Below are 14,913 nucleotides of genomic sequence, written 5' to 3' on the forward strand. Positions count from 1 at the left end.
TAAAAAATAGGTTTTATCCTAAATACCAAAAGACCGCAAGGATGCGGCTTAACAAAATTCAAGGAGGAATATATTATGGTAGTACAACACAACATGCAAGCGGCAAACACAAACAGACAGTTAGGTATCACTACAGGGAACTTAGCAAAGTCTACAGAGAAATTATCATCTGGTTATAAGATTAACCGTGCAGGCGATGACGCAGCCGGCTTAACTATTTCCGAAAAGATGAGAAGTCAGATCAGAGGTCTTGATAAGGCATCGACCAATGCTGAAGATGGAGTTTCTTTAGTACAGACAGCAGAAGGTGCATTAAATGAAGCGCACTCTATCCTGCAGCGTATGAACGAACTTGCAACACAGGCAGCGAACGATACGAATACAACTTCTGATAGAACTGCTATCTCAGATGAAATGCAGCAGCTTTCAACAGAGCTTACAAGAATTTCATCTACAACACAGTTCAACACAATGAATCTTCTTGATGGTAACTTCACTGGAAAGAACCTTCAGGTTGGATCACTTTGTGGACAGGCTATTTCTATCAGTATCACTGACATGTCAGCAACAGGTCTTGGTGTAGATACTGCTAACATTGCTGTTTCTACATTCGACGCAGCTGGTGCTACAATGTGTAACGTACAGAAAGCTATCTCACAGGTATCCGCACAAAGATCTAAGCTTGGTGCTATTCAGAACCGTCTCGAGCATACAATTGCCAACCTCGATACAACATCTGAAAATACATCAGCAGCAGAATCTCGTCTCCGTGATACAGATATGGCTTCTGAAATGGTTACCTACAGCAAGAACAACATTCTGCAGCAGGCAGGACAGTCTATGCTGGCACAGGCTAACCAGTCTACACAGGGAGTGTTATCATTACTCGGATAATCCGCTGTATTATCATGAACGTTCAAAAGAAAGGCGTGGCCACCGGTCACGCCGCTTTTGGTGTCTAAAATTAGAAAAAAATCAAAAAAAAAGTGGTTTTTTAAAAAAAATCGCTTTTTTTTGTTAAGGAATAAAAAGTCTCCTCCGAAATATAAGGTGCAAGGATGAAAAAGAGAAGATAAACATCCTAACATTCGATCGAAAAGAAACACACATATATAATCCGTGTAGAGGATAAGGTTAAGGAAAAGGTTATTCAAGGAGGAAACTATTATGGTAGTACAACACAATATGCAGGCGGCAAATACAAACAGACAGTTAGGTATCACAACAGGTGCTCTTTCTAAATCAACAGAAAAATTATCATCTGGTTATAAGATTAATCGAGCAGCAGATGATGCAGCCGGCTTAACAATTTCTGAGAAGATGAGAAGTCAGATCAGAGGTCTTGATAAAGCATCTACCAATGCAGAGGACGGAATCTCATTAGTACAGACAGCAGAAGGTGCATTAAATGAAGCGCATTCCATTCTGCAGCGTATGAACGAACTTGCAACGCAGGCAGCAAACGATACAAATACAACTTCTGATAGAACTGCAATCTCGGAAGAAATGAACCAGCTTTCTACAGAGCTTTCAAGAATTTCTTCTACAACACAGTTCAATACAATGAATCTGTTAGATGGAACATTTACAGGTAAGAACCTTCAGGTTGGATCAATCTGTGGACAGGCCATAACAATTAATATTACAAGTATGTCAGCAACAAGCCTTGGTGTAGATACTGCTAACATTGCTGTTTCTACATTCGACGCAGCTGGTGCTACAATGTGTAACGTACAAAAAGCTATCTCGCAGGTATCTGCACAAAGATCTAAGCTTGGTGCGATTCAGAACCGTCTTGAGCATACAATTGCAAACCTTGATACAACATCTGAAAATACATCAGCAGCAGAATCTCGTATCCGTGATACAGATATGGCAGCTGAAATGGTTACTTACAGCAAGAACAATATTTTGCAGCAGGCAGGACAGTCTATGCTGGCTCAGGCTAATCAGGCAACACAAGGAGTATTATCACTGCTTCAGTAATCAAAGACTTAAAATGAATAACAAGCACGCCGGCCATTTAACCGGGGTGCTTGTTTTGTGTAATAGCGATATTAATTCTTATTATGGGGGATTTCGTATATGGCAGATAATAGAATTGAATTGTTGGATCATAAAGTACAGCATATTATCACTTGTTTATATCAAAATAAGGTGGAAGAAATCTATGAAAGTATTCCGGGAATGCTTCAGGAATTACAGGAGTTATTTAATGAGTTAATACAAAAGGGGATTATTACGGATCCGTCACAACAAGAATATTTGGTATCCGTGCTAAAAAAATTAATATATTGTTATCAAAATACAGATATCCTGTCATTGGCAGACATATTAAGAGCCGATGTGTGTACGTTAATAGGTGCGCACAATGCGATAGAAGAGCAAGAATATACCTTGTGTGATTTAGAAGCGGATGCTGTACATAGAGTGCGTGTCTCACCGGCATATCCGGCGTATGCGGCAAAGACGCTTGCACAAAGGTATGCCAACCTGAAAGATTATTCGGTTTTGTTCATCTATGGACTAGGAGATGGACGTGCGATCAAAGAATTAATAGCACAAAATAATACGACTGTTTCTTTTGTACTGTTGCTGGCGGATGAAAAGGATGTAGCATTTTATGAACAAGCAGATGAGCTTCGCGCTTTTTGTGATGAGCATAAAGTGAAAGTTTTGAATGTGGCAAAAGCGATGCAAGAGACGCTTAGTATGGTGCGCTATATGTTTACTTATCAGCAAAAGGAACTTGTTGAGTTTTGTATTATGCCAAACTATGATGCGACCTATCCGAAAGAATGCAGCGCAATGATTGATCTTGTCATCTATTATATGGGGCTTTTGTATATGGAAGATGCGACAATGGCTTGTTTTGGTGATCTGATTATGACCAATACACTTCGCAATATTCCACGTATGCTTAAGGAATATAATCATTTAACTCTTGTTCAAAGAGTGCGCCGGGAAGATGTGGAGCATATTCCGGCAATTTTAGTTTCGGCCGGACCTTCGCTGGATAAGAATATCAGACAGTTAAAAGACTTAGAAGATAAAGCTTTTATTGTAGCGGTGGACTCGGCGCTAAAAGCGCTTGTAAGAGAAGGTATTCAATTTCATATCGGTATATCTTCAGATCCAAGAAAAGAGTTTTCGGTATTTGCGGATGAGAGAATGAATCATTATCCGATGATGTTGACACCGTATGCCAGACCGGAATTTATCGATGTGTTGACAGGTAAGATTTTTTTCCAGGGTGGTATCGGGCTTGATTATATTAATGATATTGTCGTACAAGAGACACATAAAACCTATCGGGATCTGCAGACCGGAGGTTCGGTTGCGACAGATGCGTTCTCGTTGATTCGGGAGTGCGGTTTTAAGAACATTATATTGATGGGACAAGATCTTGCATTCACAGGTGGTCGCGGCCATGTAAGCGGATTTGAGGATAGCGAGAAGGCGAATATAGAGCATAAGAATTCCAGAGTGATTTCCATTGTGGAAGGCAATGATGGACAGGATATTGAGACGGATGTGCAGATGGATTCCTATCGCCAGTGGTTCGAAAAGGAAGTGCTTATTGCGCATGAGGAAGATGTCCGCGTCATTAATGCAACCGAGGGTGGAGCCAAGATTCACGGAACGGAAATTATGACACTGAAAGAAGCAGCAGGGGAGCTTTGCACAAGGCAAATCGATTTTAAAGCAATTATCGAGGATACGGAAAGTGCGTTTACACAAGAGGAAAGCGAGAAGATACTTGCACGTATCAAAAAGATACCGGATGAAATCGATGCATTCCAAAAGGATTTGGATCGTGCCATCGAAGACTATAACGAGCTGATTCATCTAGAAGAGAGCAAGGCCAGGGAACTTCCGCAGTATGGTGAAGTTGTCAAAAGAATCGAGAAATGGAATAAAATGGAAAAAGAGTATCGATTAATGACTATGATCCGAATGTATAGCGCCCAGGATGAAGGAGAACTTGGCGATAACATCTATACGGAGGATTTGACCGTAATAGAGATTGCAAATGAAGCAAAGGAATTAATTGCCTGCTATAAAAAAGGCGCAGAACGTTTGTCTGATCATATAAAATCCATTTACAGCTGAAATGCCATCTCAAGCATTTGTGTAACACGAAGTTCATAGGTATGAAATTTGCAGACTTTGTCATAGGCAGCGTCTGCAATTTCTTTGCGCTTTTTGTCATGATCGAGATAATAACCGATAAGATCGATTGCGTGCTCGATAGATTCATACATCACAATATCCTCTTCGTTTGTAAAAAACTCCGGAATTTCCGATTGGTAGTTGCTAATCATAAAGCCATGGCAGCCTAAAATATCCCAGATGCGAAGCGGCAGACCGGTTCGGATTGGCTTGGCGGTTATATTAAGATTGATTTTGCTCCCGACGAAGACGAGCGGCATTTCGGTAAGTGTTTTTACGCGTCCTTTGCTCTTAAAATTATATGGCGTGGTATCCGAGCCGGTGTAAAGTGTCAGTTTGTAGTGATCTTCAATGGCGCTAAATAAATCAATGCGTTCATAGGTCGCAACTGCAGTTGCAAGATAGAGCTGCGCAACGCATGCGCGGTCATTTGCACGTGTTTTTTCCGGAAATGTATAAAAACCGGGTAAATGTTTTTTGAACTGGGAAACCAGTTCGTCTGTGAGAAGATCTTCGAGAAAAAAAGCACCGTAGACACGTTCTTGGGCGCGAATCATACCTTCAAAATATCCTTTTAGATAGTCCGGGCCCACAAAGCGGCTGTAAGGATTTTTTTCTGTATATAAAGACCCCACAAAAGAAACATCGCATGCGAACTTTTGCTGCTCGTGAAAAGTGGCATTGTGAATGGCCTCTTTCCATCGTCTGATATTGGTGGCAAGAGGCAGATAGAAGATACCGGATGGATTGTAGGGAGAAAATTCCTCGTAAAGAGCGTAATCAAATAAGAAGATACGATTTACAGAGTTTTGAATCATATCCGAATATAATTCCATAACAGGGCTGTCTACAATCCAGCACAAATAAGGAATCTTATAAATCTCAAGAACTGCGGATAAGGTTGGAAAGAAGTTGATCGTAAAGACGAAGGCATAGTCTTTTTGTTCGAGTGCATTTTGAAGCAGTTTTAACTGATCGTTTGGTTTGAGATTTTTTTTCGTGATTTCCGCATCTATGGTATCTACGTGAAAACCAAGTATTTCAAAGGTTTCCATAAGATCCGGTTCGCAGATACTGCCATATCGATAAACTAATACATTCATGATAATTCTCCCTTTACAACTTCTAGCATTAATTGCGCACGGTGCAGATAAGTATGATCTGCTTTGATGCGTGCAAGTCCATTTGCGGCAATTTCTTTTCTTTCTTTTTCGTGTGACAGGTAGTAGTCCGTCTTGGAAAGTAAATCCTGTAAATTCTCGTAATAAACAAAATCTTCTCCCGGTACAAAGTAATGTAACAAATCGCTTTGAAAGTTTGTAAGGAGAAAGCCGCCATTTCCCATAATATCAAACACGCGAAGCGGAATACCGTTTATGATGCTTCTAAGAGAAATGTTTAAATTGATTTTAGAGCATTGAAAAACCAAAGGCATCTGGTTGTAGTATTCTACTTCTCCCGGGAAGGTGGCCTTGGGAATTGTTTTTGGGTCTGCTTTGGAAAATATCTTAAGAGAGTGATTTTCGCTAAGGGCAGTTAACAACCGGATTCGCTCAATAGAAGTGATCTTACGATTCACAAAATAGTTAGCATAGATATAGGAGTCCGGCGCTGTATTATCTTGTTGTCTGGCATAGGGACTTTTTTTGCGAAACTGCTCAAGGATTGTGGCAGAAAGGCAATCTTCAACAAAATTCATGCCACTGACAAGCAGCTGCGCTTCCATAAGACTGTCAAGATAACCTTTGGAAAAAGGTTCCATATCCGTGATGCGATCAAGGAGATTGTGCTCTTCGTTATACAAAGATCCGACAAAGGAGACATCACTGGTAAATACTTTTTTGGCCGCATCGCTAAGGCTTAGATGAAGTGTGCGTTTAGGATTGGCGCATAGCGGTAAATAATACACGGTCTTAATACCGATATCAGATAGGCGCTGATACATTGCGCTGTCGAATAAAAAGACGTAGTTATGTGGCTCAATGATGGTACAAGAAAATAACGTCAGCAACGGGCTGTCGTATACAAATGAGACATATTTTAATCCAGCGCGCTTAGCAGCTCTTGATAATACAGGAAAATAATTAAAGGAAAAGACAAAGTCGTAGCCTGCTCCAAAGGCAAAATCGGCAAAGTCTTTTTCTAATTCTTCGCTGACAGGCTCATGAATATCATTATGAATATAGAGCGTCGTCTCAATACCAAGTGATTCAAAGGCCTCTAGCATATCAAGTTTTCCAAATGCTGGTCGATCTAGCACAATTACTTTCATAGAATCCCCTTTGCTTTTGCTATCTGATCGGTAACTTCGCGGATTGCTCCGTTTCCGCCGGCTGCTGTGGTCACATAATCGGCGACAGCCTTTACTTCCTCACGTCCATTAGGAACAGAGCAGCCATATCCGACAGCCTGAATGACCGGGATATCCGGAAGGTCATCTCCGACATAAGCGACTTCAGATAAAGAAATTCCAAGTTCGTCGCAGATTTGCTTGACGATTGGCAATTTGTCATCGGCACCCATTTTAAGATAATGAAGTTTCAGCTTTTGGGCACGTGTTTTCAAAAGATTGCGGGTTTCGCCGGTGACAATTCCGACTTTTACGCCGTGCTCTCTTAAGATGGCAATACCTTTACCGTCAAGCGCCTGAAAACGCTTGAGTTCATCGCCATTTTCGGTCAGATACATGCCGCCATCGGTCAGGCAGCCATCGCAGTCAGTTAAAAACAGTTTAATTTTGGAAAGATCGCAAGGTGCAGCGGTAATTCCTTTTTTCCGCATTAGTGCTTCGATGATGACCCAGTCAGAAGGCTCATCAATTTCAAAAAAAGATTCCTCGCTCATCTCACAGATCTTCATGCGGCCGGATACCCGGTTTTTTGTGCGAAGAAGATCTTCCTTGCGAGTAATATAAAATGCACCGTTTTCCGTATAAGAGCCGTCAAAATCCTGACGGCGAGGACGATGATAGACATCGTAGTTCATTGGCGAAGCGAACCCTTTCGAATCGGCTTCCCAGTAGAAGCGTTTTTGCAGGACGGCGGATAAAACGCTGTCACAGCCATCGCTTTCAAAAAGTTTCATACCGCGGGTTAAATCATCTGCCGTAAGAAGCGGCGAGGTTGCCTGAATTAAGACAATATTATCAAAGTCATATTGCGAAGCAAATTCAAGCATAGCCGATTCTGTAGATGCGGTATCTGATGCCGACTCGGCGCTTCGGCCGATTACAACGGCCTTGGGAAAATGAAAATGTTCCACGGTTTCTTTGATCTTATCAGAGTCTGTTGCGATATAAACCTTATCAATGGCACTGCATTCGCAGGCCGCCTTAACCGTCCAATAGACAAGCGGCTTTCCAAGGATGGGTTTGATATTTTTAAGTGGTATGGATTTGCTGCCCCCGCGGACAGGAATAAATGCTACAGTCATGTGAGTGTCCTTCCTAGTGTTTGCGATATTTTAATTTGTCACGTTGTACCTGTTCGATTGGCAGAATCTCTTGATTTTTAAAGGTTAAAGCTTCGTACACGCTTGTAAGTTCTTCTTTTAAGCGTTTCATATCGCCGGGTTCAAGGGAAGCTGCGTGATCGGTACCTTTCCAGGTACGGTCTAAGGTGTAATGTCTTTCTATGATGTTAGCACCGAGCGTATATGCAGCAATGTCAACTGCGGTATTGATGTGATGTCCGGAAAAACCGATAGCCTTTACGCGGTCTTCATAAGAGGCACGCATGCGGTTGATTTCGAGCAGACATACGTCCTTATAAGGAACCGGATAACCGGAAGTACAGTTGAATAAGACAAGATCTTTGGCACGTTTTTTTTCTTCAAAGAAGGAGACGATTTTTTCTTCTTCTTCGTGTGTTGTCATACCAAAAGAAAGTTGAATCTCGCCTTCGTAGTTGTCGCATAAGTAGCCAAGCATTTCAAAATGTGTATTGCAGGCAGAAGGAATCTTGATAAATTTCGGATTCAACTGTGCGATTTCTTTTGCCGAGGTCAGATCCCACACAGAGGTTGAATAGGTGATGCCATATTCTTCGCACCAGGTTTTGAGTTGTCTGTGCTGGTCTTTGGTAAGTTCCAAAAACTCACGATGCGCGCCATAAGTATCGCCGTAGGAATTGGCTGGATTTGGGTGCGGCGCATTGTATTGCTCCTTTGTTAGTAATTCTTTAGGACATCTTTTTTGAAATTTAATCGCATCGGCATGACAGGTTTTTGCAGCAATCTCAATGAGCTGTCTTGCAATCTCCATGTCGCCTTTATGATTGCAACCTGCTTCCGCAATCAGATAAGGTTTTTGATACATCTCATACACTCCGTTTCTTATAAAAATACTATATAAATCCATTATACAAGATTTATCGGAGAAGAAGGAAAGAAAATTAGGAAAAACTAGTGTGAAAAGTAGGAAAAAGGTATAATAAAGGTAAATGAAGAATTTGCTTTCAAATGACGATATATGTAGTAACGTTGTAAGTGATGATGAGGGAATATTGCCAAGTTATTTGGATACCGGCTCATTAAAAGAGACAATATTGATAGCGGAGTAAGAAAATTATGGTTTTATTTTGGAAATGGAAGTCATTTTTAAATGAAGGAATTGAAATGGCTTTTCAAAAAGAACGGATAGAATATGAAGAGGTTTTCTATCAACTAAAGGATTGGGAGGACGATCCGATTTTTTGTGAAATGATGGAGGCAAAGCTAAAGAGCGGGAAGTATGATAAAGTATTTTCGGTGAATTACACACCTTTGATTTCAGATATATGTGAGCAAAGGGGAATCCCATATATCTTCTGGGTGTATGATGCGCCGCTTCATATCCGCAATCTGTCTTCGCTTCGGCATAACACCTGTAATGAAGGGTATTTTTTTGATAGAGGACAGGTAGAATTATATGCTAAGGAAGGAATTAAAGTGCACCATCTGCCGCTTGCAGCATCACCGGTTGTATTTGAAAAAGCAGTTCGACGTGCTGCTAAGCCGCATGGCATTTCGCTTCTTGGTAAGTTATATAAGAACGAATATAGCTATTATGCGAGTGTCCTTTCGGATTATGACAAAGGTTTTTTAGAAGGAATCATCAATTCACAGCTTCAGGTTTATGGCGGATTTCTAATTGATGATCTGGTGACAAAAGAGGTTGTAAAGCGCTTGAATGAACAATATCACAAGGCATCCGGGGGTAAGACAAAGGTCACGCTTGAAGAGATGCGCTATCTGCTTACGCAGGAAGTAACAAGGCGTGAGCGCTATCTGATTTTGACGATGCTCTCTAAAAAACATGAAATGCACGTATATGGCAACGATACTTATCCGGAACTTGATCAGGTTCAGTATCATGGGTATGCAGATTATATCTCAGAAATGCCGACGGTATTTGCCGAAAGTCAGATGAATCTTAATATTACGCTAAAGTCCATTCGCACAGGAATTCCGCTTCGCGTATTTGACGTGTTGGCCTGCGGGGGATTTTGCATCAGTAACTATCAAGCAGAAATCGCAGAACAATTTGCAATAGGAGAAGAAATCGAGGTATATGGGGCCCTGGAAGAATTATTTGAAAAAGCACATTACTATATGGAACACCCAGACGTGTGTGCAAAGATTGCCGCCAATGGAAAAAGAGCGATTGAAACTCGCCATGGATTTGAAGACAAGATCCGGCACATGTTCGGACAAAACAGCTAAGCGAAAAGGGGGAGCTTATGACACTGGATAATTTTTTGATTCTTTACAATAAGACGATGCGAGAAGCACTCTCGGAGATTGATGCCAATATCAAAGGTTTTTTGATGGTGGTAGATCAAGAGCAAAGGCTGATGGGGACTTTGACAGATGGTGATTTGCGCCGTGCTTTTTTGCAGGGAGCGTCGCTTGAGGATTCGATTGAAAAGGCGTATCAGAAGGATTTTACGTGCATTGGATGTGAGGATACAATTGCAACCATTATCGATATCTTTAAGGATACGCGTATCGAGTTTTTGCCGATTGTAGCAAAGGATAAAACCGTGCTCAATGTAATTACAAAACAGAATATGCATGCGCTTTTGCTTCAGGATATGGATTATGCATACGATCTTGACTGGATTAATATGGACGATTCCATTGTAGAAAATGAAATCTTTCAAAGACCGTGGGGCTTCTACAAAACAACGGTTCTTAATCAATATTTTCAGTCGAAGATTATCCGGGTTGACCCGCGCGGGGCACTTTCTTTGCAGGAACATCACAGGAGAGAAGAACACTGGATTGTAGTGCATGGAGAAGGTCAGGTACAGCTTGATTTGACAAAGAGGCCAATTCGCGTGGGAGAACATATCTACATCCCTACCGGGTGTAAACATCGACTGATTAATACATCGGATACGGAGTCTTTGATTATTACGGAGGTACAGCTTGGTGATTATTTTGGCGAAGATGATATTATCCGCTTTGAAGACGTCTATGGAAGAGAATAGGAATGCCGTCAGCGGCACTCTTGTACGGCTAACGGCATTTTTTTAACTGCTCATCTGTTGCCACCACTCACGCATATACGGTTCATCAAGTGGCTTGCTATGAAATTGCTGGTAAGGATCGTAAGCCAGGTAGACTTCAAGTGCAGCAGGACTAAAAAAGTGTGTTGCTAAGTAAGTGAGGTCTTCGTCGCTTTCGCTTCGCGTAGAGATATGTTGCAAAATCTTATAGGTAGTATCGTAATGCTCAAACAATTGAGGAAGCTCATGGGAAACATCCAAAAAGCCGCTCATATGGTTTTCTTTTTCCAGATTCATAATATAAAGAATCGGTTGCAGCTTTTCAATTTCTCCGTGGAAATCAGAAGCCGGCAAAGAAAGATCGGGGCGGATAGCCATAATATTATTAAATAATTCCTGAGCATCCTTTACATGACCTTGTTTTAGAAGCTCAGCTACGGCAAGCTTGAGTTCTTGCGTTTCGGCTTTTTCTTCTGTGAATCCGACCGTGGCTTCGTAAACGGAAAGTTCCTTGGCATGCGCCCACACCAACAATAGCTCTTCGGACAAAAAGCCATAGACACGGGCGTGATACAAATCGTATCCGGATACATCAATTTCAGAAGACGCATCAAATAAAATGGTAAACAGCCAGGTGCAATATTCATCATACAGCTTGCGTGGCATAATCATCAGGTTGCCGGAATATACAATGTGTCCGGACAAGACCTCTTCAAAGAAAGGATAGTAGCCCGGATAGATTTTTTCTATGGAGCGTCCAATTGCTTCCAAATCGCGGAGATTGTGGGCTTCTGCATAATATTCGCGGTAAGTCTGTGGGATAGTTGCTTTCTTAGAAACGATGATGTTATGGGTTTTAAGCAGCTCATCTGCTTTGGCAGAGGTCATAAGATGTCCGTCCTCATCGTAGAAAAAACGACGATAGTGATTGGTTGCGATATTTTCCTGACCCTCGTAATTCTTCCATATCCAGTAAAGGCCGGTGAGTTCTCCGAAATATGGATTCTCTGCAGAAATCTGATCGGTTCCGGTGTTATCACCAAGGTAACCTAAATCGTCTCCGAGTGCTCGGCCGACATGAAGCGGAATATAGGCTTCGTTTGCCGGAGGCTGAAACTTCTTATGTGTCATAACAAAAAACGTAGTGGCCATGGCAGTTCTCCTATGTTAGGTGCAAGTTAATATTTACATAAATTATATCATAAAAGGGTAGAAAATATGAATCTTTCCATTTGTATTATAACGAAAAATGAAAAAGAAAAATTAATACGTGCAATGCAAGATTTGCTTTCTATGGAGGTGGAAATTGTAGTTGTCGATACCGGTTCGCAGGATAGTACCGTACAGGCTCTTAGCGAACTGAAGAAACAGCCTCATAAAGCAAGGCTAAAGATAGCAGAGTTTGAGTGGATAGATGATTTTGCGGCAGCGCGAAACGAGGCGATAAAACAAGCGACAGGAAAATGGATTTTCATGCTCGATTCGGATGAGTATCTCATGAAACCGTGCGATGAAAAAATATTAGAAATGCTTTTGCGTAAGCATCCGGGGCAGGTGGGAAGAGTTCTGCGCCGCAATCTGATTCCGGCAAAACCGGCTGCAAGGGAATGGATATCAAGAGTGTTTGAAAAGGCGTATTATCACTACGAAGGAGCGATTCATGAGCAGCTTGTGCCAAATGATCCGCAGATGCAGGTTGTGCTTTTTGAGACCAATATTTATCTGGAACACGACGGATATTATGGCTCCGATGAGGAAAGAAGAAAAAAAGCCACGCGTAATGAAGCGTTACTGTTAAAGGAACTCAATGAAAGAGGCGATGATCCATATCTTCTCTATCAGCTTGGAAAGAGCTATTACATGGATGGGGAGATGGAAAAAGCAGCAGAACAATTCGATAAAGCGCTTGGTTTTGATGTGGATGAGAAACTAGAATATGTGCAGGATTTGGTGGAAACATATGGCTATGCACTAATGAATTCCGGACAGACTCAAAAAGCTTTAGGATTAGAGGGCGTGGTAGATTATTTTGGCCATTTGGCAGACTTTTGTTTTATGATGGGATTAATCGAAATGCAAAATGCAAGATTTGATGAGGCAATCTTGTTCTTTCAAAAAGCAGCACAGGTTCCGCAAGGAAAAGTGGAAGGCGTTAATTCCTATCTTGCTTATTATAACCAGGGGGTTATCTACGAATGCACGGGGAACAAAGAAAAAGCAATAGAAATGTACCGTAAGTGCGGGAACTATCCAAAAGCAGTCACGCAGTTGGCAAATCTTACAAAAAACGACTAGGAAGATAGTATTGGTGTAGCGAGTATACATAGTGACTATACACTAACATCTTTCACAAAAACCTGCCTAATATCAGCGAAATGCTATACGACATATGCTTTTCATGCTATAATTTCTTTGTTATGGATATGAGAGGGAAATATAAAAGTTATATCAGATTTGTAGTTTATATGTTTATATTCTGGCTACTGATCACCCAGATTTATACAATGAAATTCTTGATTATGGGTGCGGCAGCTTCTTTTGTGGTGGCATGGATTTGTATGCCGCTTTTTACGATTCGTAATTTATCCCAGACAAAACAATATTTTGTATTTGATGTATCGCTGGTTAAATTCTTCGCTTATTTTATTTGGTTAATGAAAGAACTTGTCCTGGCGAATCTTGATGTTACAAAAGCGGTAATGCAAAAGACTGTTAGGATTGAGCCGAAGGTGATTTGTTTTCGGGTGAATTTTGATAATCCGCTTGCAATTGCGCTTTTGGCTAATTCGATTACCTTAACGCCGGGAACGATTACACTTCATGTGAATAAGTCCAATGTATATGAGATTCACGCATTGACGAGGACAGCAGCGCAAGGCATTCTTGATGGCAGCATGGCCAAGAAGGTTGCCTGGTTATATGATTATGATGATACGGTGGAGATTTTGGATACGAATACTGTGACGCCACACTCGAATTGTTCGGGCAAGGAAAGCGTAGTAAAGAAATTATAGTGAGGTGACGGATTATGCGGATTGTATTTTTGATATTTGTGGCTGTCTTGCTGTTCGTCATTTTTATGATGATTGTTAAGATGATAAAAGACAAGAATATGTATGATCGGATGAACGGGCTGTCTGTAATCGGGGCAGATGTGTTGATTCTAATCATTTTATTTGGTTTTTTGGACGGACGCATTGAAATGTATATTGACATTGCGATTGCTTATGGAATTTTGGGAATGGTAACCAATATACTGGTTGCAAAATATTTGGGAGGTAAGAAGAAATGATTCAGGAAATCATAGCGGCGTTTTTTATGGCGCTGGGAATCTTTTTTTGTGTCGCATCCCTAATAGGATATTACAGACTTCCGGATTTTTATGCAAGGATGCATGCGTCCGGTAACAGTGAGACGATTGCGCTGCTTTTGATTGCAATCGGTTTTATTGTATATAACGGATGGAATTTGCTTTCTATTAAAGTGGTGATATTGTTTTGCATCGTGTGTGCCTGCAATCCAATTGGGTCGCATGTACTTGCCAGAGCAGCATATAAAAATGATTTTCCGATGGAACGTGTAGATCGGGCTGATGAGGGAGAGGAGTAAGCGTATGCAGATAATATTGGTAGAAGCAATCATAGTGCTGTTTTTAATCTGTATTACGATTGCGGTTATGGCAAGTGTAGATCTATTTGCTTGTACGATTTTGTTTTGCGCATTCAGTTTTTGTGCGGTAATGACTTACCTGGTGTTTGGTTCGCCGGATGTGGCCTTTACAGAGGCTGTAATCGGAACGATGTCAACGGTATTTTTTGCGGTAGCGTTAAAGTCGGTCGATCGGTTTGCAACCGGAAGTCGTAAGAAGACAAAAGAAAAAAAGAAGATGACAAAGTCGCAAAAGCGTTCTTTGATAGAAAAAGTGGCAACCGGTATTGTACTGGCGGTCATATGCGTGGCTTTTTGTAGCGCAACGAAATTTCTGCCGGAGATTGGGGATGCGGATTCTGCGCCGAACAGTCATGTGTCGAATTACTATATTGAACACAGCAAGGAAGATACGGGCGCGAATAACATTGTATCCGGAACGCTTGCGGATTACAGAGGTTATGACACAATGTTTGAAACGAGCGTGATGTTCGTATCCGGACTTGTGGTAACACTGATTTTGATTCATGGCACCGGCAAGATGGATATGCCGGAAATCCTGGGTCACAAGAAGAAAAAGGATGAGGAGAAAAAGGAGGAGTAG

At 41.3% G+C, this 14,913-nt stretch carries 15 protein-coding genes; 10 read left to right on the forward strand and 5 right to left on the reverse strand.

Annotation, left to right across the window (positions count from 1 at the left end):
* The first annotated feature begins 75 nt into the window (after positions 1 to 75).
* From BLS20_RS08610 to BLS20_RS08620, 3 genes are all read left to right on the forward strand, one after another.
* Positions 76 to 894, forward strand: coding sequence for a flagellin N-terminal helical domain-containing protein (locus BLS20_RS08610; RefSeq protein ID WP_090173970.1), 819 nt, complete (start codon positions 76 to 78; stop codon positions 892 to 894).
* A 273-nt stretch (positions 895 to 1,167) separates the two neighbouring features.
* Complete coding sequence (locus BLS20_RS08615) at positions 1,168 to 1,986, forward strand: flagellin N-terminal helical domain-containing protein (RefSeq protein WP_090173971.1); 819 nt, start codon at positions 1,168 to 1,170, stop codon at positions 1,984 to 1,986.
* Positions 1,987 to 2,085: 99 nt separating this feature from the next.
* Complete coding sequence (locus tag BLS20_RS08620; RefSeq protein WP_090173972.1) at positions 2,086 to 4,113, forward strand: motility associated factor glycosyltransferase family protein; 2,028 nt, start codon at positions 2,086 to 2,088, stop codon at positions 4,111 to 4,113.
* Here BLS20_RS08620 and BLS20_RS08625 read toward each other — a convergent pair.
* The 4 genes from BLS20_RS08625 to BLS20_RS08640 are packed head-to-tail and all read right to left on the reverse strand — an operon-like array spanning position 4,104 to position 8,530.
* On the reverse strand, positions 4,104 to 5,276 hold the full coding sequence (locus tag BLS20_RS08625) for a glycosyltransferase family protein (RefSeq protein WP_090173973.1): 1,173 nt from the start codon (positions 5,274 to 5,276) through the stop codon (positions 4,104 to 4,106). The two genes, BLS20_RS08620 and BLS20_RS08625, sit on opposite strands and share 10 nt — an antisense overlap.
* The gene (locus BLS20_RS08630) at positions 5,273 to 6,445 is read right to left on the reverse strand and encodes a CgeB family protein (RefSeq protein ID WP_090173974.1); all 1,173 of its coding nucleotides are present in this window, start codon (positions 6,443 to 6,445) and stop codon (positions 5,273 to 5,275) included. Before BLS20_RS08630 ends, BLS20_RS08625 begins: the two co-directional genes overlap by 4 nt.
* Positions 6,442 to 7,605: an N-acylneuraminate cytidylyltransferase gene (locus BLS20_RS08635; protein WP_090173975.1), complete on the reverse strand. Its 1,164-nt coding sequence runs from the start codon at positions 7,603 to 7,605 to the stop codon at positions 6,442 to 6,444. Before BLS20_RS08635 ends, BLS20_RS08630 begins: the two co-directional genes overlap by 4 nt.
* A 13-nt stretch (positions 7,606 to 7,618) precedes the next feature.
* Positions 7,619 to 8,530: an N-acetylneuraminate synthase family protein gene (locus BLS20_RS08640; protein ID WP_341443210.1), complete on the reverse strand. Its 912-nt coding sequence runs from the start codon at positions 8,528 to 8,530 to the stop codon at positions 7,619 to 7,621.
* A 209-nt stretch (positions 8,531 to 8,739) separates the two neighbouring features.
* Between BLS20_RS08640 and BLS20_RS08645 the strand changes: the two genes are divergently transcribed.
* Both BLS20_RS08645 and BLS20_RS08650 read left to right on the forward strand, forming a co-directional pair.
* On the forward strand, positions 8,740 to 9,873 hold the full coding sequence (locus tag BLS20_RS08645) for a glycosyltransferase family protein (protein ID WP_090173977.1): 1,134 nt from the start codon (positions 8,740 to 8,742) through the stop codon (positions 9,871 to 9,873).
* A gap of 17 nt (positions 9,874 to 9,890) precedes the next feature.
* Positions 9,891 to 10,643 (forward strand): CBS domain-containing protein, encoded by a 753-nt coding sequence (locus tag BLS20_RS08650; RefSeq protein ID WP_090173978.1) that lies wholly within the window; start codon positions 9,891 to 9,893, stop codon positions 10,641 to 10,643.
* Between the two features lie 42 nt (positions 10,644 to 10,685).
* Here the strand turns inward: BLS20_RS08650 and BLS20_RS08655 are convergent, their stop codons facing one another.
* Complete coding sequence (locus BLS20_RS08655; RefSeq protein WP_090173979.1) at positions 10,686 to 11,813, reverse strand: DUF4422 domain-containing protein; 1,128 nt, start codon at positions 11,811 to 11,813, stop codon at positions 10,686 to 10,688.
* Positions 11,814 to 11,879: 66 nt separating this feature from the next.
* On the opposite strand from BLS20_RS08655, the gene BLS20_RS08660 reads away from it, so the two are divergent.
* The 5 genes from BLS20_RS08660 to mbhE all read left to right on the forward strand — a co-directional run bounded on the left by BLS20_RS08660 (position 11,880) and on the right by mbhE (position 14,913).
* Entirely contained in the window at positions 11,880 to 12,956 is a 1,077-nt protein-coding gene (locus tag BLS20_RS08660; RefSeq protein ID WP_090173980.1) for a tetratricopeptide repeat-containing glycosyltransferase family 2 protein, read from the forward strand.
* Between the two features lie 128 nt (positions 12,957 to 13,084).
* Positions 13,085 to 13,675: a Na+/H+ antiporter subunit E gene (locus BLS20_RS08665; protein ID WP_176762351.1), complete on the forward strand. Its 591-nt coding sequence runs from the start codon at positions 13,085 to 13,087 to the stop codon at positions 13,673 to 13,675.
* A gap of 14 nt (positions 13,676 to 13,689) precedes the next feature.
* The gene (locus BLS20_RS08670; RefSeq protein WP_090173982.1) at positions 13,690 to 13,953 is read left to right on the forward strand and encodes an MrpF/PhaF family protein; all 264 of its coding nucleotides are present in this window, start codon (positions 13,690 to 13,692) and stop codon (positions 13,951 to 13,953) included.
* Positions 13,950 to 14,270 carry a monovalent cation/H(+) antiporter subunit G gene (mnhG, locus tag BLS20_RS08675; protein WP_090173983.1) on the forward strand — a complete coding sequence of 107 codons (321 nt, stop codon included), beginning with the start codon at positions 13,950 to 13,952 and terminating at the stop codon, positions 14,268 to 14,270. Before BLS20_RS08670 ends, mnhG begins: the two co-directional genes overlap by 4 nt.
* Before the next feature lie 4 nt (positions 14,271 to 14,274).
* Positions 14,275 to 14,913 (forward strand): hydrogen gas-evolving membrane-bound hydrogenase subunit E, encoded by a 639-nt coding sequence (gene mbhE / locus BLS20_RS08680; protein ID WP_176762352.1) that lies wholly within the window; start codon positions 14,275 to 14,277, stop codon positions 14,911 to 14,913.

This window comes from Eubacterium oxidoreducens (assembly GCF_900104415.1).
In the GTDB taxonomy this organism is placed as follows: domain Bacteria; phylum Bacillota; class Clostridia; order Lachnospirales; family Lachnospiraceae; genus Eubacterium_C; species Eubacterium_C oxidoreducens.

What these genes read in the sequence shown, in the direction of transcription:
- BLS20_RS08610 (WP_090173970.1), top strand. Translation starts at nt 76, where the DNA reads ATGGTAGTACAACACAACATGCAAGCGGCAAACACAAACAGACAGTTA.
- mnhG (WP_090173983.1), top strand. Translation starts at nt 13,950, where the DNA reads ATGATTCAGGAAATCATAGCGGCGTTTTTTATGGCGCTGGGAATCTTT.
- mbhE (WP_176762352.1), top strand. Translation starts at nt 14,275, where the DNA reads ATGCAGATAATATTGGTAGAAGCAATCATAGTGCTGTTTTTAATCTGT.
- BLS20_RS08615 (WP_090173971.1), top strand. Translation starts at nt 1,168, where the DNA reads ATGGTAGTACAACACAATATGCAGGCGGCAAATACAAACAGACAGTTA.
- BLS20_RS08630 (WP_090173974.1), bottom strand. Translation starts at nt 6,445, where the DNA reads ATGAAAGTAATTGTGCTAGATCGACCAGCATTTGGAAAACTTGATATG.
- BLS20_RS08670 (WP_090173982.1), top strand. Translation starts at nt 13,690, where the DNA reads ATGCGGATTGTATTTTTGATATTTGTGGCTGTCTTGCTGTTCGTCATT.
- BLS20_RS08640 (WP_341443210.1), bottom strand. Translation starts at nt 8,530, where the DNA reads ATGGATTTATATAGTATTTTTATAAGAAACGGAGTGTATGAGATGTAT.
- BLS20_RS08625 (WP_090173973.1), bottom strand. Translation starts at nt 5,276, where the DNA reads ATGAATGTATTAGTTTATCGATATGGCAGTATCTGCGAACCGGATCTT.
- BLS20_RS08660 (WP_090173980.1), top strand. Translation starts at nt 11,880, where the DNA reads ATGAATCTTTCCATTTGTATTATAACGAAAAATGAAAAAGAAAAATTA.
- BLS20_RS08645 (WP_090173977.1), top strand. Translation starts at nt 8,740, where the DNA reads ATGGTTTTATTTTGGAAATGGAAGTCATTTTTAAATGAAGGAATTGAA.
- BLS20_RS08650 (WP_090173978.1), top strand. Translation starts at nt 9,891, where the DNA reads ATGACACTGGATAATTTTTTGATTCTTTACAATAAGACGATGCGAGAA.
- BLS20_RS08635 (WP_090173975.1), bottom strand. Translation starts at nt 7,605, where the DNA reads ATGACTGTAGCATTTATTCCTGTCCGCGGGGGCAGCAAATCCATACCA.
- BLS20_RS08655 (WP_090173979.1), bottom strand. Translation starts at nt 11,813, where the DNA reads ATGGCCACTACGTTTTTTGTTATGACACATAAGAAGTTTCAGCCTCCG.
- BLS20_RS08620 (WP_090173972.1), top strand. Translation starts at nt 2,086, where the DNA reads ATGGCAGATAATAGAATTGAATTGTTGGATCATAAAGTACAGCATATT.
- BLS20_RS08665 (WP_176762351.1), top strand. Translation starts at nt 13,085, where the DNA reads ATGAGAGGGAAATATAAAAGTTATATCAGATTTGTAGTTTATATGTTT.